Origin of the sequence: Pseudomonas viridiflava (assembly GCF_900184295.1) — a bacterium.
GTDB lineage: Bacteria > Pseudomonadota > Gammaproteobacteria > Pseudomonadales > Pseudomonadaceae > Aquipseudomonas > Aquipseudomonas viridiflava.
On record NZ_LT855380.1, the window covers coordinates 5664803 to 5689253 of the forward strand.

Below are 24451 nucleotides of genomic sequence, written 5' to 3' on the forward strand. Positions count from 1 at the left end.
CTCTGGCTGATTCGCTGGATTTTCTCGATTTCTAATCACACCCGATCTCGTATACCCACTAAAAAAGTAGGATTAAATACTTTTCATTTGGTGGCAAAAGCGAGCCGGGGCCTGCGGCCCCAAATGGCGAGTTGGTTATAGAGGTCGGAGGGACAAACCCAGACGATGTCATGGGCTTGAAAATGAGCTTAAAAAGTCCTTCAGATCGAATAGGCAACACCAAAAGACGATCAGCAAAACAACCAGATTCTCAAAAGAAAAAATTAAGAGGCTCAGGCACCGCTGCTTTTCTTTTGAGTTCAAAATATACATCTCCGGTTTTGAAAAATGGTTTCAAGGGAGAAGATTTTATAATGTCGCATTTTTAACACAAATGTCGCCAGAGCATAAATACATAGCTCTAGACCGCGTTTCCATCGAGCCGGTAGCAGCCGGCCTGAACGGTTCATTCATATCAGCGCCCAGCGAAACGCTCTGGTAATGCACTTATGTAAGATGCGAACCCAAGCCTGTCAGAGGTCAGATCTCCGATCTGCCGCTGCCATCATGGCTTGGGCACAGCGTGCTCACCCATGCGCCGCCTACCTGACTTCCAGGCGCTCCACAGTACGAGCAAGTCTGCAGCGAAAGCTGGACTGCTACGTCGACCGCACCCCTGCAGTATGCGTCCCCGCCGTCATAGAAAAAGTGCAGTTCGCCGAATTTGGACTTTATCTGGGTGACGACGACCGGCGTGACTTTTGGGTATCGCCTTAGATGATGGTGAATGGTCTCGCAAAGGGAGACCAAGATCCCACGCCATCCAGAGTCGCAATATATCTCGTCAACTCCAGGGTCTGAGAACATCGCAGGATAGCGGTCACGGAATTCTCTAATGTCGATCTCAGGTGGGGCTTCATTGTGCTGATTCACAGTCATCAAGGTCTATCAAACATACGGCACAAGGATGCCGCCAAAATGGCAAGCGGAGCGCGCCGGCCCTGGATGGGCCAGAGGCTTGAGGATGGAAGCCCGTTAGGGCCAAGATCCGCTGTAGCGGAGCTTGGTTCACGACAGCCGTCCACCCGAAGGGGGCAAGCCCAAACGACATGAATGAAAAGACTACTGGAGACCACTGGGTGTTGGGACATACCGTCCGCTTGCTACACGCATAAACTCTCGCAAGCTACGCCGCCCGACATCACGCCTAAACGTCGCAATGACGTACTTGGAGTTGACCGTGTTGATAACCCAAAACTTACCTTCCTTCGTAACGGACTGAATGTCCGATGTCCGAATCAGCCTACCATCTGCAAACCGTTGGTACGGCCCAGGGCAAATGTGACTGAACACCACGCCAACGGCACTGCACGCATGAATGTGGACATTTACTAGGTAGGCCGTCACCAGCCCGTCGTAGTCTTGACTCACTGCTTTGGCGATGCGAAGGAGGTCGAAGTCCGAGTAGCGTTTTTCGTGTAAATCGACTGCGACTGTATTGATGTCGTCCATAGCTACACAGTCTCCGAAGCTGAGGCTACGCCGGTGGTCGCAGCACTGCGCCGATATAGCTCCCTGACGCCAACTAAGGCATCAACATCGAGGTCGCGCTGATGGGTATTGACGTACACATCACCACTCTCGACCTGCAGAACACAGATCGGCACTTCTGCCTGGTTGAACCCCATGGAAAGCGATTTCAGCTTTTCCATCTTCCAGCCTGACCCTTTGTTCATCCATGCAGGGGTAACAACCTGGACATCTTGAATGACCATGCTTTTGTCTTGGGAGATCAGCAGCTCCACGAGTCGAGGCTCATCGCTGACCATCTCCTCATAAGCCCGGAATCGCCCCTCATGCCGGCGCCTGAGACTGACGTGATACCAATGCGTTGCGAGAGATCGGGAGACCGCGTGAAAGTGAGCTAGGCCATCGCCAAACATTCCCACCGGGCCGGCCTGGTCTTGCATGCTAATCCTGAACATCGTGTATCTCGTGTAGAGCAGGCCCGGGAAGCGCACCTGCGATTAACATAAGCCAAATATTGTCTTCAGCGAGGCAGTAATCTCGCGCCCTTTTCCCATGAGCACGTACACCGTGTTTCGCGTCTCGAAAAGGCAAACACCGTCGAACGATTTGCAAAGGGTTGAGCGTACCCATCCCCCTGGCGGGAACCGGCCATGACCGTCATGGATGACGCAATGGGCATACATGAACATCGGCTCTAGGCCAGTTGCTCGTACTTTCGCGAGCGACTCAGGGGGCTCGTCGACATGAAAGATGAGCCAATCCTCAACAGTGCAAAAAGGCTTGCGACCGAAGCGCTGCGCTACCAATGCCTCCACCTCGGTGTGAGATAGAGACGTGCCAGCGGAGGACTGCCTACCATCCTGGAGCAGCTCGTGCTCAGGAGAATTAGCCATAAATTGATGATCCCCTTGGCGACAAAGAAAATAGGGTTCAGCGTACGTACAGATCGCAAAGGCGGCATGCCTTTAGTTCCATCGCAATGACTATATACATTTGTGTGGAACTCATCAAACGCGGCATACCTTCTCCTTTTGGGCTGAGGTGCGCTTGATGTCTTTGCGCAAGGCATATGCGGCAACGCTACAGTGGCTGAGGGTTCGACATGGGTTGTCGCAAGCAGACCTCCAGCATCAGACTGACCAAGCACACATAAGCCGCTTGGAAGCATCGACGACATCGGCAACCGTCGATCTCAGTGCCGACTTAGCTAAAGCGCTAGGCCTAATGCCACTCTCCTTTCTCACACTGGTGGCAGCAGCCGATGAAGGTAAGACCGCGCGCTCAGTTCTGAATGACACAATGAAAGAACTCATGCAGCTTGGTGTTCTCGATGAGCAGCTACCTGCCGAACCTCAAAAGCTCATTACACCCCAGAGAATTGCTGCCGCAGAAAGACTCAAAGCGGTGCGCGATCTCAAGGCGGCCGGCCTTTCTCAAGCGGAGGTTTGCCGGCAATTAGAACTGCCCAAGGGCACAGTTAACCGGCTGTGGCACGTTGGCGGTTAACCCTGTTCAGGTCTCAAACTCAAGAATGTCGGCGGCCTGCCTTGCAACCAACACGACGTTGCGGTCAATTGGATCTGATCCCTGGTCGGGGCGCTCCACATAAGGCGACTCAGGAATTTCCTGTCGATAGTGCTTCAGGACATACATCGCCCGCTTTCGCTTGCCACGAAGGGAAATGAAACCTTGATCCTTGGAAACCGTCTCCGCGACCTTTTTCATCTCACTATTCAGTCTTGCCTGGTCTAGAGACGACGCCATTTTCTCGGCCTCATCCGCAACCTGCTCAAACCTGTCGAGTGCCTCAGTGAAGTCCTGGTAGGCACCTACCTCACAGGCCATAGCGACTAATGCCGCCCCGCAGGTAAAGAAACACTGAAGGTGAGAGTATTCAGGACAGGATTTTTGAGCTCTATCCACGATCCCTGCTTCCTTGGACAAGAACTCCTGTCGGAGCTTATCCGCTTCAGCCTGGACTTCTGTGATTTCGGAAACCAGATCGGCGAGTTGTTCCTCCAAAAGGCTATGCTCGCGATGAATGAACACCACAGCAGGTTTGAGGCTTTCACAGGCTTTGATGAAGGCTTCGCGATCCAGCATCGCGACGGCTGAAGCTCCTGTAGAAATGGACGCACACTCAATGATCTGCGCTGGTATAGCGGCCAGTGCAGTCGTAAGTACCTCAAGGCAAGTCTCTATCGACTCCTCGACTCGCAAATAGCTATTCACTTCCATTTGAGTTCCTACTCACAGCCCTGTCACCGGCACAGACTGACCAAAAGTTTTGATCTGCTCAAGATCGAAGGCGTCGAGATCGAACCACTCACCCTCAAGGCGCTTTGCTTGATAAGTGATGTGGAAGCTTCGCTCTGCATGACTGTAATCATCAAACCAGGCGTAATGTTCAAGGCTTATGGGAAAGGGGAGCTTGACCTCAAAGAGCCGAGTGCGAGCTTTCAGGTGAATTGTTTTGCCGATCTTGAAACCCAGCTTAGATCGAATGACATAGACGTATCCACCTGTCGGCGAATTCGAGGGACGACTCACACCTTTCACGGGCGGTGGTGGTGCAGGGATGTCGAATCCAGCGATGTCTGGAAAATATTCGGCATGTAGATCTGGAAGACCGTACCGGTTGACCACGTCAGGAGCAAAAGCAAACCAGTGTTTGGCTTGCACCCAGTAACGTCTTCCATTCGAGCTGGGCCGAAGCGTGACATCAGCCTCGCGCCACAGAATTTTTGCACGGCCTGACTCTCGATCAACCGTCATGACGATGCCAAATGCCCTCACATTACCAACCTGGGCTCTCGCGTCCCAACCGGCCAGCACAATGCAGTCCTTGGGACGCACCTGCAGAATCAGGCCGGCCAAATCGGAATCAACTTGCACGTCGTGCTTCACGGGCATAACAAGCTTTTGGGGATCAAACCGATAAAATCTCATACAAGCTTCCTTGCAATGACCTCTAGGCTACCGCGATAACAAACCCTATGAGGCTCAATGAGGCACCGAAATCATACCCAGCATAGATCAAGTATCCCGCACAAAGAACGCCGTGACCTCAACCTGAGATCACGCTTTCTCGCACAGTAGCCCGAGCCAGAAAACCACTTACTGGTTGCCGGTAGTCCACCTAGATTCGTAAAGTTCTACACCATGGACTGGCCAACGTGAGGAGACGATATGGATGAGGAATCGCTACCGATGCTCGACCCGGAGCTTGAGGCCATCCAGTGGCCGGCAGACTTCTCCGGCCAGCAGCTGTTTATCCAGGGTGAGGATTGGCAGTACAACGCGATGCTGAACTGGTCTCACTTTCGTGCCGACCTCTATGCTTTTGCATACAAAGATGCCGCCGACGGTCTTGTGGAGGCGATGGCGAATCGTCAGGTGCCATTGGACAGCGGCATTTATCCTTTGCTTTTTCTGTACCGCCATTCCTTGGAGCTGCAGTTCAAGCTGATGCTAAAGAGTGCTCGCGCTCTGACAGGCAAAGAGCCCAAGAACTACGATAAGCATCCGTTGATGCCTCTGTGGTCGGAGTTGCGGCATCTGCTCAAGGACTTGGGGCTAGAGCGGTCTGACGTCAACGCTACTGCTGTTCACGAATTCATTCGCCAGTTGGACAACGTCGACCCAGACTCGATGGCGTTTCGGTATGCGACGACCAACAATGGTAAAGACCATCTCCCAGACGTTACGCATATCAACATCCGGCACTTGCGCGAGGTGCTCAACAGCGTCTTCGTTTGGCTAAACGGCACATACAGCTGGATTGGGGAGATGGAGCAGGGCCAGTCTTTCGACTGATCACGCTAGGTGTCATGCCCGGCGGTTCCCCTTCATACTGAGAATACTTTCTGGGCAAGGTCTTACGCCAGACATCACCACCCATGGCTACGACCTAGTCCGTTTTAAAGGGTTTGAAAAGTTTTTCGGGCGCTAGGTACAGCCTTCCGCGAGTCCGTGAGAACGCAACATAAAGCTTGTTTTTTGTCTGTGGGGGGAGCGCGGCGAGCGAGGACGTCTGATAGATCTTCCAGTGAGTAGTACCCAGTACAACGCACACATCGTTGTAGTGATCCAAACCCTTACTGGCGCCCCAGTTGTTAGACAGGCACCCGTACTTGTAATGCTCCTGATAGAACAGCTTCACCACGTTGCCATCGGCGTGTACGGCGTTAGCATCCACCTGATTGGCCAGAGGAATGATTTCGGTTTCGTAGGTATGCTGTGACTGCATATCAATCTGCAGATGTGTTCGAATAAAATCACATACGGTGACACCGCACCTCCAGCTTCGGCTCAGTGTTTCCTTGTCGACAGTCACACCCGCTTTTTGAAAAAGCTTTTCGTATTTCCCAATGTCGGCGTGTAGCGAGCTGTTCACGTTTCCATCACGACTGGTGTCGAACGTATGCTGGTAGAAGTCACCTACAAATAGCATTTCAACCTTGGCTTTCGCTAATGCCATTAGCAGGTTGAAATCATGACCTGCTAGGTCTTGAACTTCGTCGACATAAAACTCATCGTAAAAGCGCTCCATTCGCGCCATCACGTCAGGAATTGCATTAACGGTTTCTAGGAGCTTTGCGAGGCGATTGTGGTAAACGCTGCCGCTTTTAGTGGCGTAATACGCCATATTGTCCCGTTTGAGCTTTAGCGTACGGGCGTGCGGAGCTCGAAAGCTGATTCCCCGCGTCTGCATATGCACCTGCAGCAGAGGGCGATAGCAGAAGCTATAAAGGAACGTGAAATAACTCAGCAGGTTGATGTTTTTCGGCACATGGCCAAACCGTTTGATGATGCTATCGCGCAAATGGCGATAGTTGTTCTCCGTGTAGGTGATTATCAGTGCGCGCTTTTCTAGGCTCAGACGCTTCACGAGTAAGGTGGTCTTCCCTGACCCTGCCACAGCGAACATCACTCGTTTATCCATTGGATTGCCTCCGCGATGTAGGCCGGAACGGTCAGCTCACCGGGCTTTCCCTTCAGCAGCTCAAACGCGGCTTCTGCCTTGTTTGCCAGCATGTATTCCAAGGGGGAGAGGGTTTTTCGTCCTGGGCCGAAGACAGTCTTGCAGGTTTCCTCGTTGTCGTTGTGCAACCCTATTTCGAAGGTTGAACGGGCATCGTCTTTGTCGGCAAAGACTTTGGCGTTATCCGAAACGAAGTCGACGTAGTTTTCTACGCAGTTTTTCTGATAATCCTTGTCGTTGTCCCGTATGGCTGCAACTCGAATTCCGAGCAGGTTAGCGAGCTCCATGTACCTTTTGAAGCTGGTGCCGCCAATAGAGATTATGTGAACGTCATCGACATGCGGTAGATGTCCATTTGTACATTGCTTATAGAACTCTTCCACCAGGATGAATTCAGCATCACCTTCAACCAATATCACCTTCTTTGAGAGCGCGAACTCCAGGACGTTGTTGTCCGGGGCTTTCATGAAGAATTCTGCGGTGTCAGGTGATAGGGCTTTAAGTGAGCCAGCAGCTGCATTCGGGCCGATCAAAAGGGCATGCCGAAGGTCAAGTCTTGAGCAAATATGGCTGCTGTGGGTTGCGATAAAAAGCTGTGTGCTCTCGTTCTCCGCCAGCTTGGCGACGAGTGCTTTCATCGAGGAATGGCTGAGGTGGTTCTCAGGCTCCTCCAAGAGCATTACATCCAAGCCGCCTTGCTTGTGTTTGCTAAGCGCAAATTCGGTCTTGATGAAGCACCGCCTTCCTTTGCCATGGTTCTCAAGCGGAATATTGTCTTCCGTGAGGATTAGGTCGATTTCCAGGTTCGACCGGACGCCACTCCGTACGTCAAACTGATACGCGGGTAGGTCAGCGTTGAGCGCTGCGAGATGTTGTCCTGTAAACGCCTGCTTGCCTTGGCGGTACAGGTTTTCAAGTTTGTACCGATCTTCTACGGGTGCGTTGAAAGCGTACACGGCTCGGGTGTATTCACGAGACGCGTGATCGCCATCAATACGTGAACCGTCTAGCATCATGTGCTTAATGGGGCGGTTGAATGCTGCGTAGGGCCTGCCGGCGAACGTTTCAAACCGCACCGCATAATATTCAAATGGGAAGTTCGGTTGATCATCAGCCAAGATGGCTTTCACCGCTTCGCCATACTCGGCCATCACCGCAAGGATCATGCGCACACCGTCAGTCTGGCGCTGGTGGGCGTTGTTGGTTCCATACAGGCCCTCGTCGTCACCTTCCTCTAGGAAAACGTCGACTATCAGCTCAGGTAGTTTCTCCAGGCTCTTCTCCCCAGCAAGGAAAGTGTCAACCGAATCCTTGTTGAGCAGAGCTTCTGCACCCAGAGCTTCAATGCGGTTGCGACTCCCGCCGAGCGCGAGGTCTAGCGCGAGCAAAATGCTGCTTTTTCCTGCCTCATTGTTGCCAATCAGCACATTCTTCCCAGACTCAAAATCGAGCGTGAGCGTTTTGAATTTTTTGAAATTCTGAATTACCACTTTCCGTATGGTGTGCATGTTTAGCACTGAGCTGGAAAATCAAAAATGAGGGTGAACCACCTGGTTGTAGAGTCAGGTGGTTACGGATTCATAGCCAATACCTATCCGTCTGCAACGAAACCTCGTCAAGAGACCGGCTCGTCTACCGGCTAAAGCGCCTGCGAAAGTGTAACCCCCGGCAAGACGTCATCAGTTAATCGCTCAAACGCCGTACCGCTTGTTACCGGCAGAGGTAATGCAGTATCGACCACCCCGAGGCCCAATACACACGTTTCCTGAGGAACAGGGGCACGAGGAACCGTAAGCTGGAGTCTGTTGGCGAGCAGGCTGTGGAGGCTGGGCCGACGGTCTGGGCTTCGGAGCAACGTAGCAGCCCGACCCGCTGCACAGGCTTTTTGACGAAAGCCATTTCGGTGATTGACCACCAATACTGATGCGCGCCCATTCGTTGCGCGTCTCGAAAACCTGAACCTTTTCCCCGCGCTTCAGCTTTGAAACAACCTTACCGCTTGGTTGATCCCGGACATTGAGATTATCAGCACTTACAAAGTGCTCAGTCGCAGAGACAGGGGCCGGCGCTGAGGGTGAGGCTGGAGAAGTCGACTCTAACGCACTCGGCGCGGTCAGAACGCCTGACTGTGCGGGGGCTGGAGTCGTGTCCTTCTTCCCCACTGCCCACAGGACGGCAAAAAGGATCAGGAGCGGGACAAACCATGACTGCGACTTCTTGCGCATACCCATTGCTCTCATTCGTCACGTATGACAACGGCTGTCCTCCTGACCAACCTGACATCATCACCTATTGCGAGCTTAGCCAAGCTTCCACTTTTTGCAGCCAACCTAATTTTGAAAGCTTGGTTTCTCCCTGATCCAGTATCTCGAGCAGACGCTGCGTCGCCTCAGAGGAAGGAACCATTCGGCTACTTCTACGTTGCAGTGTCTTGAATGGCTCAATGCCCAATCACCACCATGTCCGCCGCAGCTCTGTAGTGGTCAGCCATGAAGAGCTTTCTGCACTCTGAAGGTCAGCCACGCAATCCCAATTGCGCGGTCGCACCAGTGACGCTGGTGTCACCAAAAAATGCAGTGGTATTACATGGTAGAGCTGCTAGACAACCCGCCAGATGAGCCTCCAGCTAGCTGAGCAATATTTCTCACTCGATCTCTCCTTCCAAAAATCAGCACAAACTGCCCATTCAATTGCATTGATATTAAAAATCAACACATGATCGTTGAAAGCCTACCAACTGGATGGTAGCTTTGTTGCAGATTTTAAATTCATGCAACCAACGCCATCCCTGTGAGAATCCCATGCAAGATTGGAAGCAAACCCGCAAAGACATCAATACTCGTTTGGTAGAGCTCAACGGCCTGTCGCCAGAAACGATGAAAGGCATGGCCGCTCTCGGCGCCGCCGGTGGGAAAACCAACCATCTGGACGCCAAGACTCGCGAGCTCATCTCCCTTGCAGTGGCCGTGACGACACGCTGCGATGGCTGCATTGCCTTCCATGCTGCTGAAGCCAAGAAGCTCGGCATAACCAGTGAAGAGGTAGCTGAAGCCTTGGGTGTGGCCATCAACATGAATGCTGGTGCTGCGATGGTTTACAGCACCCACGTACTCGACGCGTTCGACAAGTCCTAAATCAAACGCCGAATTTCTCCCTTCAACGACGTCGAGATAAATCATGAATAAGCTGTTCACTCCTTACGATCTGGCCGGTACTCCTTTGAAAAACCGCGTTGTCATGGCCCCCATGACTCGCACCCGAACCTTGAACAACATTCCGAATGAATCCAACGCGCTTTACTACGCACAACGAGCTTCTGCCGGCTTGCTGATCACCGAAGGCCTGCCTATTTCCGATGAGGCTCGCGGCTATCTGTACACCCCTGGCATTTATGAGGATGTGCACTTACCAGGCTGGCGCAAAGTGACTGACGCAGTGCATGCCAAGGGCGGGAAAATTTTTGCTCAGCTCTGGCACGTTGGTCGCATGTCCCATGTATCGGTTCATGGCATCGTGCCTGTGTCCTCGGGCACGGTGCCTGCAGTGGATACCACTGTGTATGCCTGGATCGAACCTACCAAATCAGGCCCTGTTCAACCTAGCGCACCACGCGCCCTGGAGACTGAAGAAGTGAAGCGCGTCATCGCTGACTTCGTGAAGTCCGCACGGATGGCCATCGACGCCGGCTTTGACGGTATCGAAATCATGGCAGCCAACGGCTTCCTCTTCGACCAATTCCTGAGCAGCGCACTTAACACTCGGACAGACCAGTACGGTGGCTCCATCGCCAACCGTCAGCGCTTCCTGCTGGAAACCATTGACGCGATTGCTGCTGAAATCGGCGGATCGAAGATCGGTGTGCGCTTCTCTCCGTTTGGTCGCCTCTATGACTTCGGTGTGTACGAAGGCGAAGAAGAAACTTGGATGAGTATGGCGGCTGCCCTCAACGAGCGAGAGCTGGCATTTGTTCATCTGAACTACCAACCGACCATCCTTGCCGCACAAACACCACCTGGTTTCGGCGCAGCATTCCGTGAAGCGTACAAGGGCACCTTGATGGCTGCGGGCGGCTTCACCAAGGAGATCGCAGAGTCTGAGCTGGCCAAAGGCGAGCTAGATCTGATTGCCTTTGGCACCGCCTACATTGCCAACCCTGATCTGGTAGAGCGTATGCAGAACGATTGGCCATTGGCCGAAGGTGATCGCGCGACCTACTACGGTGTAAGCGATTCGATTGATAAGGGTTACACCGATTATCCGGAATACGCAGCGGCCAACGCTTGATATCCCATCCCAAACATTTAGGAGAACACCATGCCACTCGTGACTATCAAAGGCATTGAAGGCGTTTTTACCGACGAGCAAAAAGCCGAGGTCATCCGCAAAGTGACTGACGCCATGGTATCGGTAGAGGGAGAAAACATGCGTGCCCTCACCTGGGTCATCTTCGAAGAGGTTAAGAGCGGAGACTGGGGTATTGCTGGCAAACCTGTGACTGCGCAGGAAGTATTGAAGCTGCAAGCCGGCCAGTAAGGCTTCACCTTCAGGTCATTAGCTCCCTGTTCGTTGAGTGCGGTTATGCTCAATGAACAGGGAGCTTTTCCGTTCTTAAAGAACGCCAGGTTTGTGGGGACTACTCCGTGATTTTGATCATTTACGCCCATCCTTACCCTGATAAATCCAACGTCAACATGTTGATGCTCAAGCTGGCAGCCAACAATCCCGATGTCGCAATCCGTTCGCTGTACGACCTCTACCCCGATTTCAATATCGACGTTGAAGCTGAGCAGAGGGCGGTGGAACAGGCAGATCTCCTCGTTCTGCAACACCCTCTGTACTGGTATAGCTACCCACCTCTCTTGAAGCTGTGGATCGATAAAGTCTTCACTCAGGGCTGGGCCTACGGCGCGGGTGGCACTGCTTTAAAAAACAAAAAACTGCTGTGGGCCGTGACTACCGGTGGAGAGCATGATCATTTTGAAGGCGGCGACTACCCAGGTTTTGCCGTACTGTCTCAGCCCCTTCAGGCAACGGCGAGTTACTGCGGGATGCATTGGCTAAGCCCAGTTGCAGTCCATGGCGCTTACAGAGCAGATCAAACCGCACTGCTCAAGCAGATCCATATTTATGGCGAACGCCTGACGTCATGGAAGGAAGATTGAATGGACACTCATAGTCTGATTGAAATGCTGATCTACCTGGGCTCAGCTGCCTTGATAGTCCCAATCGCCGTTCGGTTAGGGCTTGGCCCGGTTCTAGGCTACTTAATAGCCGGCTGCCTTATCGGCCCATGGGGTTTGAAGCTTGTGACCGATGTCGAGTCCATCCTGCACTTTGCTGAAATCGGCGTGGTGTTGATGCTGTTCATCATTGGCCTCGAACTCGACCCCAAACGCCTTTGGGCCATGCGCCGCATGGTGTTCGGCGGTGGCGCTTTGCAGATGCTGGCATGCGGTGCGGCCATCGCAATATTTTGCGCTGCACTTGGCTTGAACTGGACGGCTGCGCTGCTGGTAGGGCTGACGTTAAGCCTGTCCTCGACTGCTATCGCGATGCAGGCCATGACCGAGCGAAACATGAACTCCACCGCAGTGGGTCGCAGCAGTTTTGCCGTGTTGCTTTTGCAGGACATCGCGGCGATTCCCCTAGTGGCCATGATCCCACTGCTGGCCGCAAATGGTGGTACGCCCTCAGGTGCAGAGTTGGCCCTGTCCATCGCAAAAATCGTCGGGGCGATTGTCGCAGTGGTTCTCCTGGGCCAATACGTATCTCGCCCTGTCCTTCGCTTTGTAGCGCGCTCCGGCTTGAGGGAAATCTTCAGTGCCGTCGCACTGTTCCTGGTGTTCGGGTTCGGTCTCTTGTTGGAAGAGGCCGGCTTATCCATGGCCATGGGCGCCTTCCTGGCCGGCGTTCTCTTGGCCAGCTCGGAATATCGCCACGCTCTGGAAAGCGATATTGAACCCTTCAAAGGACTGTTGCTGGGTCTGTTCTTCATCGGCGTAGGCATGTCGATTGACTTCGGAACGCTGATCGATTCGCCGCTGAAAGTCATCACTCTGACCTTGGGCTTTATCCTGATCAAGCTGCTCGTGATCAAGCTCCTGGGGCGTTTCCTGAATGTCCCAAGTGATCAGCGCTCATGGCAGGCGGTGTTCCTTGGACAGGGAAGTGAGTTTGCCTTTGTAGTATTTGGCGCAGCGACCGTCGCCGGCATCCTGGTAGACCCTTGGGGTAAAAGCCTGACGTTGGCGGTGGCGCTGTCCATGTGTGTAACGCCACTGTTGATCCTTTTGCTCAATCATCTGGAGTCTTCGAGCAAACAGGGCAGCGAGGAATCGGACACCATTGATCAGAGCAACCCTCGGGTCATCATTGCTGGCTTCGGTCGATTCGGGCAGATCGCTGGGCGACTGCTGATGTCTTGTGGTTTTGAAGTCGTGGTATTGGATCATGATCCCGACCACATCGAGACACTGCGAAAGTTCGGGGTGAAGGTGTTCTACGGGGATGCCACCCGCCTCGACTTACTGCACGCAGCGGGCGCTGCTCAAGCCGTGGTGCTGATCAACGCCATCGATAATCAGGACGATAACCTGGCACTGACCAAGTTGGCCCAGGAGCATTTTCCATCCCTAAAACTGGTGGTGCGCGCTCGAGATATGGGGCACATCATTACCCTACGTCAGATGGGTGTGGAAGAAGTCGAGCGAGAGACATTTGAAAGCGCATTGTCCCTGGGGCGCAGGGCTTTGGGGCAACTCGGGATAGGACGCTACGAAGCTCGTGAGCGTGCGGATCGATTCCGTCGCCTGAACTCGGAAATGCTAGAAGAGATGGCCGCTCAGCCCGAGGACGATACCGAATTCAAGTACGACGCTTACAAACGAGCCAACGCTTTACTAACGGAAATATTCAATGAAGATCGCGCTCATCCAATTGACGCAGGCCCAGGAAAGGTGAGCCTTCCACGCAGCGAGTCAGATAGCTGACTGACTTACCGGTCGAGGAGGATGCTTGTTTAGCTAGCGTCCTCCAGCTCAGTGACGATTGCTTTTTTCAAGGCTGAAACTGATTTAGACCCGGCGAAGACTTTCAACAATCGGCCTTCGTGGAACACTGCCAAGGACGGCACAGTGCGAATGCCATACATCTGCGCAATCGTCGGTGATACCGCAATATCAATTTTTCCAAACACTGCCAGAGCATGGAGCTTTGCTTCCAAATCCATGAAGACTGGCTTCATCTCTTTACAAGGTTTGCACCAAGATGCTGAGAACAGTACGACACTGCTGCCTTTGGCAACAAAGCGGGCAAATTGGGGAGCGCTCAACTCAACGATACGGCTCATTTGGGTCTCACGTGTTGTGTTAAGGAAAAGGGGGCACCTTGTGAGTGCCACGTTCCGTTGCCGATCAAACTTTGCAGCCATCGATGCCGCAGACTTGGCCCATCAATGAGCTATCGTCGACTTTCGCGCTTTCTACCATTTGATTGAGCGCTTCAAGAAAAGCAGCTTCAGGTTGTGCACCGGAAACAGAGAATTCATTGTTGAAGACGAAGAGAGGCACGCCAGAACCCAACTGGGCGGCGAAATGCTCATCCGCTTCCATCTCTACGCGCAGTTCTACAGATGACCACGCCAATTGAATTGCCGCATCCGACACACCTGCATCTTTCGCAATCACCGCCAAGCTGGCGCGATCAAAAAGTGACTTACCGTGGCTGGTGCTTTGTTCGTACAGCGCTTCCACAAGGCGCTTTTTCACTGCCCCGTCTTCAACCGCTTTCACCAAGACATGAGCATCAGCAGTATCGCCGAACATCATAGTGTCGAAGCGGTAATCCAGCCCGTCGGCCTGGCCATATTTACTCACAGTGTTCATCATCGCTGCTGCGGAATCTGGGTTGCCGAGCTTACGTTTCAGTGCTGCGACCATCGGTTCAGGGGCGTGATTTGCAGCCAGTCGATAGGCCCGAACGTTGACCTGTACATCGTCTTTCTGCGGGAAGTTTTCGAGCGCTTTTTCAAAACGACGCTTGGCAATCCAGCACCAAGGACACACATAATCAGACCAAATATCGACTACGAATTTTTTCGAAGGGGTTTGCATAATTTATCCTGCACGAAGAAATGAAGACTGAATTGCCGCCATTTCAAGCAAATGGTTAAAACCTGCCAAAGGGTCGATTGATCGACCGAGCGTCCAATCAATGAGGCTTGCGCCCTCCAACATACTCAGCAGCATGAAGGCGAAGTTCTCAGCGGGTGTTCCCAGTGACCAGTTGTGCTGCCGGACTGCGTCACTAAGGGTGCTTTGGAGCCAGGCGAGTTGCGAATTAAAGAAGTCCCTGGTGAGCCCTTGAAGCGACAAAGGCAATGCAGCCATTTCCGCCGCCAAGGCGCCGCATAACGGCAGCAGCCCCTCATTCGCGCTGATCACGAAAAGTCGGGAAAAATCCTGTAAGCGCTGCAGTGGATCGGGATGCCTGATCTCGATTGACACCAACGTCTCGTTGAACCGAGCGATGTAGTCGTTGATCAGCTCCGCGCCCAAGCACTCCTTAGTAGGAAAGTGATGGTGAATGCTGGCTTTTCTAATGCCGACTTTCGCTGCGAGATCCGCGTAACTGAACGCTGAGTAACCCTTTGAACGCATCTGGGTTTCCGCGTAGCTCAGCAGCGCGGCTTTTGTCGTGATGGACATTTGAACTCCTGCAGCCAGCAGCCTTATAACCGGAGCAGCGTGCTGGGAAGCGCCCCAATGAGAGGCGCTACACGCAGCGCTTGCATCGGTGTTTAGGCACGTACCGCCATCACCCCTGCATCAACGTCCCAGATAGCACCGGTCACCCAGGAAGTTTTATCGGACAGCAAGAACAGGATGGTATTGGCGACGTCTTCGGGAACACCCACTCGACCCAGTGGGTGGAAATTGTTCAGTGACTTCATCGCTTCAGGGATCGCGTCCTTGTCCATGAAGCCTTCATAGATCGAGGTGTGAACGATGCCAGGCGAAACGGCATTGACTCGGATACCTGAGTGAGCCAATTCAATTGCAAGGTTACGGGTGACTGCGTGCAGACCCGCCTTAGCCATCGAATACGCAGTTGCTGGAGAGCCGGCCAGCGCGGCCTGTGCGCCAATCGAACCGACGTTGACAATGGAGCCTTCGCGCTTGGCAGCAAGCATATTTTTGACCACTGCCTGCGTGATAAAGAATGTGGCGCGGTTCAAATCCAGGTACATGTCGTAATCCGCCTCATCGTGCTCGATGAAAGGCTTCGGAATGAATATGCCTGCAGAGTTCACCATGAAGCCGATGTCACTGTGATTGGCATTGATTTCGTTGCGTACATGATTCATCCCTTCCTCGGTCATGAGGTTGGCAACGATCACTGATACGTTCCCCAGCGGACTCAGCTCGGCACGCACAGCATCGGCTTTATCCTGTTTGCTGCCGGTGAGAACCACGCTGCCACCCGCTTTCAAAAACTGGCGCGCTGTTTCCAAGCCCATGCCGCTCGTGCCGCCGACGACCAACAGTTTTTTGCCTTTAAAAAAATCGTTCATTACAGACTCCGGTATCAGATAAGTGAGAGGTCGCCAGCGGCAAGGTGCCGTGCTGACCTGTAGCCAGGACGGCTAGCCTTCGATGACTTCGAGCTTAGGGAGCATGCGGATGGCTTTAGAGAAGTTTGCGTAGTTGACCGAAGTCTTGAGCACCACGTTGTGCAGTTCCTCTACGCGCTCACGGGACGCATCGGTGTGCAGGCGAATGACGACACTTACTTCGTCGTAGCCTGGGTTAACGCTTTCATCGATGCCCAGAAAGCCACGCAGGTCGAGGGTGCCGTCAGTCTCGATCTCCAGGCTGTAAATTTTGATGCCCATCATCGCGGCATTGGCGGCATAGCCGACCGACATGCAGGCGTTGAGAGCAGCCATCAGCAGCTCCTGAGGGTTAGGAGCGGTGTTTTCGCCCAGCAATTCATTCGGCTCGTCGGCGGCAATTTCAAAATTGCGGGAATAGGTTTCACCGGCCAGGCTGTAACGGCTGACCTTAGCTACGGAGCGAGTCTGGCCTTTCCACTCGGTCTTAACGTTGAAGCTCGCGTGGCGCTTGCTCGCATCTACAGCAACGCCTTCGGCGAAATTCTGCAGTGCGGCTACATCGATACCATTCAGATTGCTGCTCATGTAGATGTTCCTCTTCAGATAAGCCTGACGATTAGGCCGGGAGAGAAACAAGCCTACCAAGTAGTAGGATGGCTTACAAGGGATGTGATGATACCGATAGCTTTGTAAATTTAGGCTGCATAGAGGAATTGGGAATATTGATGGCAAAGCAATGGGTGATGTGATCAGTAGAATCACCGAGAGCGGCGCCTTGGCAAGACATCGCACGGCTCTATGCATCGGGGTAGGTTTTATGCAATTGTGCAGGCGTGACGGCATGGTGCCATCATTACGTGGATAGAAATCAGGGAGGCTTTATGACTGTTTATGTAACCCCAGGCAACGTGCTGGGACGAGACGGGGGGTCGTTTCAAGAGGTCACTTTAAACGCAGCTAAGAGCGCGGTTGACGCTCGTCATGGGCGGTATTGTACGATCCGCGACCACGAATAGGAGCCTCCTACAAGCAAGCCTTCACGTCATTGGTTGCAAATCTATCGCACACCAGATAATACCGAGTGATCTATCCGGTGGATTTCAGTACGCGCTAATTGAAAAAAGCGTAGATCGGCTCGCGACCCTGAATCAAATGATTCAAGGTCGCTCGCTCTTGGTAGTTCAGTGACGAAGGCTAGATAAAATCAAATCAAATCCCGAGGATTTCTCGTAGTCATCGCTCATCGCCCAAGAAACAAAGCTCGCACCTTCCAAAGTATTCAATATGAACCTTGAAACCCTGATTACATCTAGGTCGGCTTTGAGTTCTCCTCGATCTTGACCCAGCTTAATATTTGCTTGGAGCCAAGTGAGATGGATCTCAAAGAAATCCTTCGTCATTTCTTTGAGACTTTCAGGCAAGGCCAGAAGCTCTGCGGCCAAGGCACCACAGAGTGGAAGCATCCCGTTTTGACTGCTGTGCGCGAACATCAAGGCGAACGCATTCAGGCGGTCAAGAAAACTTACGTGTTCATCATTGATAGCGTCCAGCTGCTTTTTAAACCGGAACAGGTAGCTCTCGACGATGGCAATTGCCAAGCCTTCCTTGGTGGGGAAGTGATGGTGAATACTCGCCTTCTTGATGCCGATGTCGTCCGCAAGGTCGGCATAGCTGAAGGCCGCGTAGCCTTTAGTGCGCAGCAGAACTTCGGCGCTAGTCAAAAGGTCTGAACGTGTACTCATGATGCCGAATCCGAATTTGTCATCTGGGCATCATAAATTAGTCACTCATCATAAGACAGCGTTTGCCTTACCAGGCTTCACCCTTGAGTCGAGTTGGCCAGTGCGCCACAACCTCAACACATTGGGTCTGCGTCAGCAGGCACACGCGCAAAATCTTGGAGTGCTGGGTAAAACTCACTGAAATCTGCGCTCAGCAGCTCATAATTGCCTTCGAGATGTTCGAACAATCCATCAAGCACCTCTGGTCTGGAAAGGCGCATCGAGATTATGCCCAGGCCATATCCAATCATTTCAAGGTCTCTATAGGCGCACAGCCAATCCTCCGAGATCATCAAAGGCACGACCTGCGCCAGTGACGGAGGAAGGTTAGGCTCTGCCTCCAAAATCCCATAGATCTGCTGCGCGAAATCATCCAGCGGGACGTTAGAGTATTGCTCCCAATCGCGCGCGAGGCAGTGGTCAAAGAACATGTCGAGAGCGATCCCAGCGTAGCGTCTTTTCTCGTTGGGAAATCGTGACAGCGCTCGCTTGACCAACCCGTGGGCATCAGTGAAGGCATCAATCGTGCGATGCAGCTGAATCGCAGTCTCAGTTTTAGGAGAAAAGCGCCCTGCGAGTGGGCCTTTAACAAAGTCCCCGTACAGGCTCCCCAGGAGCTCGTCAGACGATTGCCCCCCAAGGTGTAGATGAGCCAAATAATTCATCCCATGCACCCTCATGCAAGTAGCGGTCGACGGTCAAGATAGCAGAGTCGCAAATGTCCTATCTACTAGATGGGTTCGTTCCTGAGCCTTACCAACTTTGAACTTATTTTGAAGCTCATCCCCCTAAAGCCGTGCACATGGCCGCTAGCTCAGCTGAATCTGAGCTGCTCACTCACGAAGGTATTGAAATCATGAAAAGCGAACAGGTTGAGGGCGTTGTAGAGAAGGTTGCCGGCAAAGCTCAAAGCGCAGTGGGAAAACTACTGGGTGATTCGAAGATTGAAGCCGAAGGTGCGGGACGCCAAGCTGCTGGCCAGCTGACTCAAACCTATGGCGATGCACTTGATAGCGTGTCTAGATTCGCGAAAGAAAAACCAGTGGCTGCTATCGCGATTGGTGCAGTAGCCATACTTGTACTTAACCGTCTCCTGCGCCGCTGATCCAAGGTGATTCAGGAAGAAAGGATTCGCCCAATAGAGAAATGCTTCTTGCGCTCAATCCCCCGCCCCCTGAACCTGCCCATTGGTCAGCAACGGGGGCGGTCGCAAGGATTCAAAGCCAATACCCGTAATCTGCAGGGAAATTTATCGTGACGTTACAGCCTGCTCTACCGGGCTTTCTGCCTACGCGCCTGCGAAATCACTAATCTGCGTGAAGGCCGTCATTAGATAATGGGTCAAACGCCGTAGCGCTTGTTTCCTCCGGAAGTTATGCAGTACCGACCACCGCGAGGCCCTATACACACATTTCCAGAGAAACAGGGGCATGAGAAACCGTAAGCTGGAGTCTGTTGGAGAGCAGGCTGCACTGGCTGAGTCACTGGTTTGGGTTTCGAAACAATGTAGCAGGACGACCCGCTGCACAGGCTTTTTAACGAAAGCCATTTCGAAGACTGACCATCAGTGCTGATGCGCGCCCATTCATTCCTCGTCTCGAAAACCTGAACCTTTTCCCCACGCTTCAGCTTCGATACGACCTTACCGCCTGGTTGATCCCGGACATTGAGATTATCAGCACTTACAAAGTGCTCAGTCGCAGTGGCAGGGGCCGGCGCTGAGGACTGACTCGGCGAAATTGACGTTAGCGTATTTGGCGTGCTCAGGGCGCTTGGTTGTACCGAAGCGGGAGGTGTGTCTTTCTTCCCTATTGCCCACAGAACGGCAAAAAGAATCAGCACCGGGACAAACCATGATTGGGACTTCTTGCGCATATCCATTGCTCTCATTCAGTACGTATTACACGGCTGTCTTCCTGACCAACCAGACGTCATCACTTATTGCGAGCTTAGCCAAGCTTCTACTTTTTGCAGCCTGCTCAGCTCCAAAAGCTTGGGCTTGCCAAGCTCCAATAACTCAAGCAGCCGACTTCTCGCCTCAGGGGAAGGGAACCATTCCGCGACTTCTACATTGCAGTGTCTTGAATCGCTCAAAGCCCATTTCACGATCATGTCTGCTGCGGCTCTGTAGTGGTCAGCCATGAAGAGGTTTTTTTCCTCTACGGGCCAGCCACCCTTCCTGGGCTGCTCGGTCACATCAGTGATGCCCGTGTCGCCAAAAAACGCATCGGTGTTAGGGTAGTGAATCCCTGCAAGCGACACCTTGGCAACGCCCGAATCTCGGTCGAAGTAAGACAGGAAGTGCCAACCACCAGTGATACACCCTGGGTAGGGGAAATTGATTGCGGTTTTGCCAGTTATGTAGTGCCAGCGAGAAACGCGTTTGAGGTCGAAATCGAAGAGCTGTTGCGTCATGTGACATGCCTCTGTGCACCCGCGCTACCAACAGCACCGCCTCGGTAAGCAACAGCCTGACTGCTCATCTCAGGCGTTTGGTACGGCGGAGGCCTTGATGGCTTCTTCATCCTTGCGGAACCTTACTCCGGCATCCTTAACATAGACGCCACATTCAATTAGCTCACTCACGTCCTCGTGCTTGCCAAGAAATGATGCTCGAATCCCCTTGAGCAAAACGTGGGCATAGCGGGCATCTTCAATCATGGTGTCCATTTCGCCTGATATTGTTATCCCTCGGGAGCTCAAATGCTTGACAGCAGACAGAGTGAAAGGCTGCTGTGGCTCCTCCATTCGATACTGATGGCGCTGCTTCAGTAGCTCGCTTAACTGATGCGCGTCACTCAGCATCTGTTCTGATAGGCCACTGCGGTTGCTTTGCCGAGCTGCGACGAGCACATTTGCCTGCATGGATTGAAGCCCAGGCAGGATAAAGTCGCGGAGGATGAAATAGAACTCCAGTTGCCGGTTCATCGCATCGTCAGCTGGCTTACGCAGCCGCTTCAAGCGTTCAGCAGACGCATCAGAATTGTTAGGAATGCAAAGTGCCTTCTGGCTATCCCTGATGCCCTGTTCAAAAAAATCGCTCATCTGATTGGCGATCAATCCTTGTCGATAATCCTCTCGCAATAGGTCGAGCAGCACATCCAGCTGATTAATCGCTGCAATGTCGATTTTTAAACTGGCGTGCTGCACTTGATGCTCCATTGCATTCAGCGTTTTTTCCACAGGAGCGATGCAAAATTGCTGAAAAGAATATGAGAAGGCAAAGGTCTCTTTGTCCAGCATCCCAAGGCAACCCTCATAGATCTGAATCAACCGATCATTCAGATCCATATACTCAGTGAGGCCCTCGACAGTCGCTTGGTTCATCTGTGCTGTATCGGCTTGATAGGTAAGGTACTTATGAGTCCCCACGACGGCAGCTACGAAAAAGCAGCTAGCCAACCCGACCCTGAGGAACCAGCCACGAAGAGAAATCTTCGGTTTGTAGTCAGGATAAAATGACTCCTGGAGCGAGGCGTTCTCTTGAATCACAGCTTCAAGCGCCCCCCAGCCCCATACGTCCACTGTTCCCTTTCCAACGATAGCTCGCTCTTCCGTGAGCTCTAAGGCACGATTGGTAAGGTGCTTGTCATGCGGACTGGTGGTAAGGATGAAGAAGTGATCGATCTTGAACGGAAAGTCTTCTGTTTCGAGAACCGCCTGGTTTACCTGAGCCAGGGTCAGATTTTTGCCGAGGTTCTCATTTCGTCCCTTGCACTGAACGGCGATGAGAGAACCATCTTTGAGGCGACAATACAGATCCACGCCATGCTGCCGTTGGCCTTCCCGACCGTACTGATCGAACCTGCTTTTAAAGACGCAACTCATCACTGCTAAAGACAGACGCTCGAATTGCTTCCAGTCTGCGGGACGTCGGTAGGTCGAGGCATGTGGTGCGGTCATAACCTTAAAATCAACTCCATTTGTCAGTGCTAACGCTATGAAGCCATGGTGTTGCAACACCTAGTGGCTAAGCAGCCCAAGTCCACACGTGGTCTCCAACGGGTTCCTTGAGGGCAGAGCCTATGGGCCGCAGGTTTTCATCGAGCCGAGCGTCTATGTTGACTTAGAATCACCGTCAACTGAATTGCTGGGCACAGCCACATGGATGAAGACCTGATCTGCCACCAATGCTTGAACGAAGCCTATCTCATTGGGTTGATCAGGCGAACCGGCGTGACTGCGGAGTGCTCGTTCTGCCTAAAAAGGCGTAAGGCTATCCCATTCGACGACCTGATCACCATGGTCGACGATGTCCTCCAGAAGTATTGCCATCCTGGAGCGATATACGATCATTACGATGACAATGGGAAACGCTCTGAAACAGAGCAGGCTGGCGACCCCCTTATTTTTCATGTCGCAGAATTACTTGGTTTGGATGAGGACGACCCGGTTGTCGAGCGTGTTCTCTGCGACCTCAACGAAAGCTCCCATTACGACATCATGCAGGGAGGTGAAGCGAGGTACAGCGATGATGAAAACTATGAGTGGAGAGTGATTCGACCAAGAGAAGCAGAAGCTCGATGGCTGAATTTTCAGAACGAAATGAAGCATGGAAATCGATTTTTTAGTCAGCATGCCAAGGATTTTCTGGACTGGCTGTTTCGAGGGCTCTCATCCTTCAAAAGCCCTGATGGCTCGATGTCCGTTATTAGAGAGCTTGTCGACGAACAGATCTTTCGTGCCAGGCGCTGTGATTCCCTTGCAGAATACGACTCGATCATTAGCAAGCCTGCTGCAGAACTCGGACCTCCACCCAAGGAGGCCGCTGGTGCTGGCCGAATGAACCCTAAAGGCTTGGCTGCTTTTTATGGAGCCTTTGATCGAAAAACATGTGTTGCCGAACTTCGCCCACCAGTAGGAGGACGAGTCGTAAGCGGCGAATTCAAACTCACAAGACCCGTCCGCGTCCTGGACTTCATCGCATTGGATGAAGCCTACGAAGCGAAGCCGTTGAGTGCCTTTGAAGCCAGCTATGAAGAGCAAATGGGTAGGCGCATCTTCTTGAAAACGCTACACGCAAAAATCACCGTACCAGTGCTTCCGAACCAGGAACACGAATACCTGGCTACCCAAGTCATGGCGGAGTACCTGGCTACGCAATTCGACCCGCCGCTCGACGGTGTACTGTTCGAATCCGCTCAAGTGCGGAAAGGCACTAACCTGACTCTTTTTAATCATGCGGTGGTGGCTTCACTCGAGCCTCGAACTGCTTTTACGAGCCTAGATGATTTGCTTAGCAGCCCCTCATCGCAGACGCCTGCGATTGAGTACGTGCCTGACACGCTGGTGAGGCATAAGGTTTGTCGTGTCAGATTCATAACGGAAGACCTGCAGCGCGAGGATGGTCAGCCAGAGTCCGACGAGTATTACGACGATTGGGATGATCACTAGAAGCTTTATACGCTGGACGCAGGCGTTAGAAGATACGAGGCGGCGGAAGCCGTCGTGGCCGACGAAACTCGACCGCTAGAGAGCCTTCAGCAGTTTCTCAAGCGTGTGATGTTCCCAAGTGCTGAGCAACGCAGTGGGATCTGTTCCAAATCGAGCCCCTGAATCAAACGACCAACGACGCCCATCAGGGCTGATGCATTCTTCGCAGTAATCGAGCTCATCACAGTCGTTGTAAATTAACAGCTCCCACCCATCTATAAGCACGCGGAAGTTACCGGCATAGATCCCACCCCACGACTCGTGACCCACCTTGGTCATAAGACGCCGCCCCCAAGTCACGTCTCTAAGCACTTGGCCTACTTCTCTGGCAGAAAGCTCACCTTGAGCGTGCTCATCAACGGTACCCTCCTGCGATGACTGGACTGCCGTTCTAGCCTCGTGGATGCTCGGTTGACTCTGCATAGCCGAATCACAGGAGAGCGGACAGCCCACTTGCGGGGAAGCCTCGACCCGTTCTCCAAGTAATGAGGTGGACACGCTCCAAGCAGCATCGTCTAAAGACTTGGTCAGCAAATAGCCACCGCCATTGGGGACATGGTTGGTGATCTCGTACTCGCGCCAGTCAGCCATAGCCCGACCATCTAAGATCTGCGGCCTACGCTTGATCAGCCATGCGACGGCATTGATAACCTGCCCATGAGAAAACACCGCTATATCCTGAGCAGGATGCTCTGCAAGTCGATCCAAGAATGACTGAGCTCGATGAATGAAGTCTCGGAACGACTCGGCGCCGGTACCGTCCACATACATAGGATCTGACTTCAACCAGTAAGCGTCAACCCAGGCCCGGCGTTGGTCGCCAGTCGTATTTGCACACCTGGCAGGCTCGAGGTAAGTGAACTCCTGGATGGGCCAAGTCTCAACAGGAATACCCGGAAAGGCGGCTACGGTGGCCATCGCAGTCAGCTTAGCCCGGGAAAACGGCGATGCTATGATCAGATCAGGCGCTTGCGCGAAGGAACGAGCTACGAGGTTCGCTTGCTCAATCCCTCTCGGCGTGAGAGGAATGGTTGCGTGATCGAAGCTAGCCTCGCCGGCGTTGGCCGCGCTTTCCGCATGGCGTGTCAGCCTGACAAGCTTCATGACGAGTTCTCCTCATTCGTTTTCCTA

The 24451-nt window shown here is 52.9% G+C and carries 28 protein-coding genes and 1 pseudogene; 9 read left to right on the forward strand and 20 right to left on the reverse strand.

What is annotated here, in order from left to right:
* Positions 1 to 1101: 1101 nt before the first annotated feature.
* Genes CFBP1590_RS28185 through CFBP1590_RS28365 form a run of 3 tightly spaced genes read right to left on the reverse strand, consistent with a single transcriptional unit; the run spans position 1102 to position 2402 of the window.
* Positions 1102 to 1491 carry a hypothetical protein gene (locus CFBP1590_RS28185; RefSeq protein WP_088236156.1) on the reverse strand — a complete coding sequence of 130 codons (390 nt, stop codon included), beginning with the start codon at positions 1489 to 1491 and terminating at the stop codon, positions 1102 to 1104.
* 2 nt (positions 1492 to 1493) lie between these two features.
* Entirely contained in the window at positions 1494 to 1964 is a 471-nt protein-coding gene (locus CFBP1590_RS25355) for a hypothetical protein (RefSeq protein ID WP_088236157.1), read from the reverse strand.
* A 42-nt stretch (positions 1965 to 2006) separates the two neighbouring features.
* On the reverse strand, positions 2007 to 2402 hold the full coding sequence (locus CFBP1590_RS28365) for a DUF6957 family protein (RefSeq protein WP_088236158.1): 396 nt from the start codon (positions 2400 to 2402) through the stop codon (positions 2007 to 2009).
* Positions 2403 to 2559: 157 nt separating this feature from the next.
* On the opposite strand from CFBP1590_RS28365, the gene CFBP1590_RS25365 reads away from it, so the two are divergent.
* Positions 2560 to 3015, forward strand: a complete 456-nt coding sequence (locus tag CFBP1590_RS25365) for a helix-turn-helix domain-containing protein (RefSeq protein ID WP_088236159.1) — start codon at positions 2560 to 2562, stop codon at positions 3013 to 3015.
* A 6-nt stretch (positions 3016 to 3021) separates the two neighbouring features.
* Here CFBP1590_RS25365 and CFBP1590_RS25370 read toward each other — a convergent pair whose 3' ends face one another.
* Positions 3022 to 3747, reverse strand: coding sequence for a hypothetical protein (locus CFBP1590_RS25370; RefSeq protein ID WP_088236160.1), 726 nt, complete (start codon positions 3745 to 3747; stop codon positions 3022 to 3024).
* A gap of 12 nt (positions 3748 to 3759) precedes the next feature.
* Positions 3760 to 4458, reverse strand: coding sequence for a GIY-YIG nuclease family protein (locus CFBP1590_RS25375; protein WP_088236161.1), 699 nt, complete (start codon positions 4456 to 4458; stop codon positions 3760 to 3762).
* 240 nt (positions 4459 to 4698) lie between these two features.
* Between CFBP1590_RS25375 and CFBP1590_RS25380 the strand changes: the two genes are divergently transcribed.
* Positions 4699 to 5325 carry a hypothetical protein gene (locus CFBP1590_RS25380; protein WP_231991778.1) on the forward strand — a complete coding sequence of 209 codons (627 nt, stop codon included), beginning with the start codon at positions 4699 to 4701 and terminating at the stop codon, positions 5323 to 5325.
* 94 nt (positions 5326 to 5419) lie between these two features.
* Here CFBP1590_RS25380 and CFBP1590_RS25385 read toward each other — a convergent pair whose 3' ends face one another.
* The 3 genes from CFBP1590_RS25385 to CFBP1590_RS25395 all read right to left on the reverse strand — a co-directional run bounded on the left by CFBP1590_RS25385 (position 5420) and on the right by CFBP1590_RS25395 (position 8733).
* The gene (locus CFBP1590_RS25385; protein ID WP_088236162.1) at positions 5420 to 6454 is read right to left on the reverse strand and encodes a DEAD/DEAH box helicase family protein; all 1035 of its coding nucleotides are present in this window, start codon (positions 6452 to 6454) and stop codon (positions 5420 to 5422) included.
* Positions 6439 to 8001, reverse strand: a complete 1563-nt coding sequence (locus CFBP1590_RS25390) for an ATP-dependent nuclease (protein WP_088236471.1) — start codon at positions 7999 to 8001, stop codon at positions 6439 to 6441. The genes CFBP1590_RS25385 and CFBP1590_RS25390 overlap by 16 nt, the downstream gene beginning before the upstream one ends.
* A gap of 183 nt (positions 8002 to 8184) precedes the next feature.
* On the reverse strand, positions 8185 to 8733 hold the full coding sequence (locus CFBP1590_RS25395; protein ID WP_331717154.1) for an SH3 domain-containing protein: 549 nt from the start codon (positions 8731 to 8733) through the stop codon (positions 8185 to 8187).
* Positions 8734 to 9294: 561 nt separating this feature from the next.
* On the opposite strand from CFBP1590_RS25395, the gene CFBP1590_RS25405 reads away from it, so the two are divergent.
* The 5 genes from CFBP1590_RS25405 to kefC all read left to right on the forward strand — a co-directional run bounded on the left by CFBP1590_RS25405 (position 9295) and on the right by kefC (position 13482).
* Positions 9295 to 9627, forward strand: a complete 333-nt coding sequence (locus CFBP1590_RS25405) for a carboxymuconolactone decarboxylase family protein (RefSeq protein WP_053481123.1) — start codon at positions 9295 to 9297, stop codon at positions 9625 to 9627.
* A 43-nt stretch (positions 9628 to 9670) separates the two neighbouring features.
* Positions 9671 to 10777 carry an alkene reductase gene (locus CFBP1590_RS25410; RefSeq protein WP_088236163.1) on the forward strand — a complete coding sequence of 369 codons (1107 nt, stop codon included), beginning with the start codon at positions 9671 to 9673 and terminating at the stop codon, positions 10775 to 10777.
* A 30-nt stretch (positions 10778 to 10807) separates the two neighbouring features.
* Positions 10808 to 11026 carry a tautomerase family protein gene (locus tag CFBP1590_RS25415; RefSeq protein ID WP_054090583.1) on the forward strand — a complete coding sequence of 73 codons (219 nt, stop codon included), beginning with the start codon at positions 10808 to 10810 and terminating at the stop codon, positions 11024 to 11026.
* A 107-nt stretch (positions 11027 to 11133) separates the two neighbouring features.
* Positions 11134 to 11655 (forward strand): glutathione-regulated potassium-efflux system oxidoreductase KefF, encoded by a 522-nt coding sequence (kefF, locus tag CFBP1590_RS25420; RefSeq protein ID WP_054090582.1) that lies wholly within the window; start codon positions 11134 to 11136, stop codon positions 11653 to 11655.
* Positions 11656 to 13482, forward strand: coding sequence for a glutathione-regulated potassium-efflux system protein KefC (gene kefC / locus CFBP1590_RS25425; protein ID WP_088236164.1), 1827 nt, complete (start codon positions 11656 to 11658; stop codon positions 13480 to 13482).
* A gap of 29 nt (positions 13483 to 13511) precedes the next feature.
* On the opposite strand, the gene CFBP1590_RS25430 is transcribed toward kefC, so the two are convergent.
* From CFBP1590_RS25430 to CFBP1590_RS25465, 7 genes are all read right to left on the reverse strand, one after another.
* A complete protein-coding gene (locus CFBP1590_RS25430; RefSeq protein ID WP_088236165.1) occupies positions 13512 to 13841 on the reverse strand; it encodes a thioredoxin family protein in 330 nt (109 codons plus the stop codon).
* A gap of 64 nt (positions 13842 to 13905) precedes the next feature.
* The gene (locus tag CFBP1590_RS25435) at positions 13906 to 14604 is read right to left on the reverse strand and encodes a DsbA family oxidoreductase (RefSeq protein ID WP_088236166.1); all 699 of its coding nucleotides are present in this window, start codon (positions 14602 to 14604) and stop codon (positions 13906 to 13908) included.
* Between the two features lie 3 nt (positions 14605 to 14607).
* Positions 14608 to 15198, reverse strand: coding sequence for a TetR/AcrR family transcriptional regulator (locus CFBP1590_RS25440; protein ID WP_088236167.1), 591 nt, complete (start codon positions 15196 to 15198; stop codon positions 14608 to 14610).
* A gap of 92 nt (positions 15199 to 15290) precedes the next feature.
* Positions 15291 to 16064 (reverse strand): SDR family NAD(P)-dependent oxidoreductase, encoded by a 774-nt coding sequence (locus CFBP1590_RS25445; RefSeq protein WP_088236168.1) that lies wholly within the window; start codon positions 16062 to 16064, stop codon positions 15291 to 15293.
* A gap of 72 nt (positions 16065 to 16136) precedes the next feature.
* Positions 16137 to 16691: an OsmC family protein gene (locus CFBP1590_RS25450; RefSeq protein ID WP_088236169.1), complete on the reverse strand. Its 555-nt coding sequence runs from the start codon at positions 16689 to 16691 to the stop codon at positions 16137 to 16139.
* Positions 16692 to 17287: 596 nt separating this feature from the next.
* Entirely contained in the window at positions 17288 to 17848 is a 561-nt protein-coding gene (locus tag CFBP1590_RS25460) for a TetR/AcrR family transcriptional regulator (RefSeq protein ID WP_088236170.1), read from the reverse strand.
* Positions 17849 to 17961: 113 nt separating this feature from the next.
* Positions 17962 to 18552, reverse strand: a complete 591-nt coding sequence (locus CFBP1590_RS25465; RefSeq protein ID WP_088236171.1) for an acyl carrier protein phosphodiesterase — start codon at positions 18550 to 18552, stop codon at positions 17962 to 17964.
* Positions 18553 to 18743: 191 nt separating this feature from the next.
* Between CFBP1590_RS25465 and CFBP1590_RS25470 the strand changes: the two genes are divergently transcribed.
* Complete coding sequence (locus CFBP1590_RS25470; protein WP_088236473.1) at positions 18744 to 18992, forward strand: CsbD family protein; 249 nt, start codon at positions 18744 to 18746, stop codon at positions 18990 to 18992.
* A 236-nt stretch (positions 18993 to 19228) separates the two neighbouring features.
* Here CFBP1590_RS25470 and CFBP1590_RS25475 read toward each other — a convergent pair whose 3' ends face one another.
* The 3 genes from CFBP1590_RS25475 to CFBP1590_RS25485 form a co-directional block, all read right to left on the reverse strand.
* Entirely contained in the window at positions 19229 to 19777 is a 549-nt protein-coding gene (locus CFBP1590_RS25475) for an SH3 domain-containing protein (protein WP_331717155.1), read from the reverse strand.
* A gap of 48 nt (positions 19778 to 19825) precedes the next feature.
* Positions 19826 to 20302 carry a hypothetical protein gene (locus CFBP1590_RS25480; RefSeq protein WP_088236172.1) on the reverse strand — a complete coding sequence of 159 codons (477 nt, stop codon included), beginning with the start codon at positions 20300 to 20302 and terminating at the stop codon, positions 19826 to 19828.
* A 69-nt stretch (positions 20303 to 20371) separates the two neighbouring features.
* A complete protein-coding gene (locus tag CFBP1590_RS25485; protein ID WP_145958187.1) occupies positions 20372 to 21790 on the reverse strand; it encodes a PDDEXK family nuclease in 1419 nt (472 codons plus the stop codon).
* 201 nt (positions 21791 to 21991) lie between these two features.
* Between CFBP1590_RS25485 and CFBP1590_RS25490 the strand changes: the two genes are divergently transcribed.
* Positions 21992 to 23281, forward strand: a complete 1290-nt coding sequence (locus tag CFBP1590_RS25490) for an RES family NAD+ phosphorylase (RefSeq protein WP_088236174.1) — start codon at positions 21992 to 21994, stop codon at positions 23279 to 23281.
* 75 nt (positions 23282 to 23356) lie between these two features.
* Here CFBP1590_RS25490 and CFBP1590_RS28770 read toward each other — a convergent pair whose 3' ends face one another.
* Both CFBP1590_RS28770 and CFBP1590_RS28195 read right to left on the reverse strand, forming a co-directional pair.
* Positions 23357 to 23725 (reverse strand): DUF7693 family protein, encoded by a 369-nt coding sequence (locus CFBP1590_RS28770; protein ID WP_445380960.1) that lies wholly within the window; start codon positions 23723 to 23725, stop codon positions 23357 to 23359.
* Positions 23726 to 23815: 90 nt separating this feature from the next.
* A pseudogene (locus CFBP1590_RS28195) lies at positions 23816 to 24424 on the reverse strand (histidine phosphatase family protein); the annotation flags it as partial.
* Between the last annotated feature and the right edge of the window lie 27 nt (positions 24425 to 24451).

What these genes read in the sequence shown, in the direction of transcription:
- CFBP1590_RS28185 (WP_088236156.1), bottom strand. Translation starts at nt 1,491, where the DNA reads ATGGACGACATCAATACAGTCGCAGTCGATTTACACGAAAAACGCTAC.
- CFBP1590_RS25355 (WP_088236157.1), bottom strand. Translation starts at nt 1,964, where the DNA reads ATGTTCAGGATTAGCATGCAAGACCAGGCCGGCCCGGTGGGAATGTTT.
- CFBP1590_RS28365 (WP_088236158.1), bottom strand. Translation starts at nt 2,402, where the DNA reads ATGGCTAATTCTCCTGAGCACGAGCTGCTCCAGGATGGTAGGCAGTCC.
- CFBP1590_RS25365 (WP_088236159.1), top strand. Translation starts at nt 2,560, where the DNA reads ATGTCTTTGCGCAAGGCATATGCGGCAACGCTACAGTGGCTGAGGGTT.
- CFBP1590_RS25370 (WP_088236160.1), bottom strand. Translation starts at nt 3,747, where the DNA reads ATGGAAGTGAATAGCTATTTGCGAGTCGAGGAGTCGATAGAGACTTGC.
- CFBP1590_RS25375 (WP_088236161.1), bottom strand. Translation starts at nt 4,458, where the DNA reads ATGAGATTTTATCGGTTTGATCCCCAAAAGCTTGTTATGCCCGTGAAG.
- CFBP1590_RS25380 (WP_231991778.1), top strand. Translation starts at nt 4,699, where the DNA reads ATGGATGAGGAATCGCTACCGATGCTCGACCCGGAGCTTGAGGCCATC.
- CFBP1590_RS25385 (WP_088236162.1), bottom strand. Translation starts at nt 6,454, where the DNA reads ATGGATAAACGAGTGATGTTCGCTGTGGCAGGGTCAGGGAAGACCACC.
- CFBP1590_RS25390 (WP_088236471.1), bottom strand. Translation starts at nt 8,001, where the DNA reads ATGCACACCATACGGAAAGTGGTAATTCAGAATTTCAAAAAATTCAAA.
- CFBP1590_RS25395 (WP_331717154.1), bottom strand. Translation starts at nt 8,733, where the DNA reads ATGAGAGCAATGGGTATGCGCAAGAAGTCGCAGTCATGGTTTGTCCCG.
- CFBP1590_RS25405 (WP_053481123.1), top strand. Translation starts at nt 9,295, where the DNA reads ATGCAAGATTGGAAGCAAACCCGCAAAGACATCAATACTCGTTTGGTA.
- CFBP1590_RS25410 (WP_088236163.1), top strand. Translation starts at nt 9,671, where the DNA reads ATGAATAAGCTGTTCACTCCTTACGATCTGGCCGGTACTCCTTTGAAA.
- CFBP1590_RS25415 (WP_054090583.1), top strand. Translation starts at nt 10,808, where the DNA reads ATGCCACTCGTGACTATCAAAGGCATTGAAGGCGTTTTTACCGACGAG.
- kefC (WP_088236164.1), top strand. Translation starts at nt 11,656, where the DNA reads ATGGACACTCATAGTCTGATTGAAATGCTGATCTACCTGGGCTCAGCT.
- CFBP1590_RS25430 (WP_088236165.1), bottom strand. Translation starts at nt 13,841, where the DNA reads ATGAGCCGTATCGTTGAGTTGAGCGCTCCCCAATTTGCCCGCTTTGTT.
- CFBP1590_RS25435 (WP_088236166.1), bottom strand. Translation starts at nt 14,604, where the DNA reads ATGCAAACCCCTTCGAAAAAATTCGTAGTCGATATTTGGTCTGATTAT.
- CFBP1590_RS25440 (WP_088236167.1), bottom strand. Translation starts at nt 15,198, where the DNA reads ATGTCCATCACGACAAAAGCCGCGCTGCTGAGCTACGCGGAAACCCAG.
- CFBP1590_RS25445 (WP_088236168.1), bottom strand. Translation starts at nt 16,064, where the DNA reads ATGAACGATTTTTTTAAAGGCAAAAAACTGTTGGTCGTCGGCGGCACG.
- CFBP1590_RS25450 (WP_088236169.1), bottom strand. Translation starts at nt 16,691, where the DNA reads ATGAGCAGCAATCTGAATGGTATCGATGTAGCCGCACTGCAGAATTTC.
- CFBP1590_RS25460 (WP_088236170.1), bottom strand. Translation starts at nt 17,848, where the DNA reads ATGAGTACACGTTCAGACCTTTTGACTAGCGCCGAAGTTCTGCTGCGC.
- CFBP1590_RS25465 (WP_088236171.1), bottom strand. Translation starts at nt 18,552, where the DNA reads ATGAATTATTTGGCTCATCTACACCTTGGGGGGCAATCGTCTGACGAG.
- CFBP1590_RS25470 (WP_088236473.1), top strand. Translation starts at nt 18,744, where the DNA reads ATGAAAAGCGAACAGGTTGAGGGCGTTGTAGAGAAGGTTGCCGGCAAA.
- CFBP1590_RS25475 (WP_331717155.1), bottom strand. Translation starts at nt 19,777, where the DNA reads ATGAGAGCAATGGATATGCGCAAGAAGTCCCAATCATGGTTTGTCCCG.
- CFBP1590_RS25480 (WP_088236172.1), bottom strand. Translation starts at nt 20,302, where the DNA reads ATGACGCAACAGCTCTTCGATTTCGACCTCAAACGCGTTTCTCGCTGG.
- CFBP1590_RS25485 (WP_145958187.1), bottom strand. Translation starts at nt 21,790, where the DNA reads ATGACCGCACCACATGCCTCGACCTACCGACGTCCCGCAGACTGGAAG.
- CFBP1590_RS25490 (WP_088236174.1), top strand. Translation starts at nt 21,992, where the DNA reads ATGGATGAAGACCTGATCTGCCACCAATGCTTGAACGAAGCCTATCTC.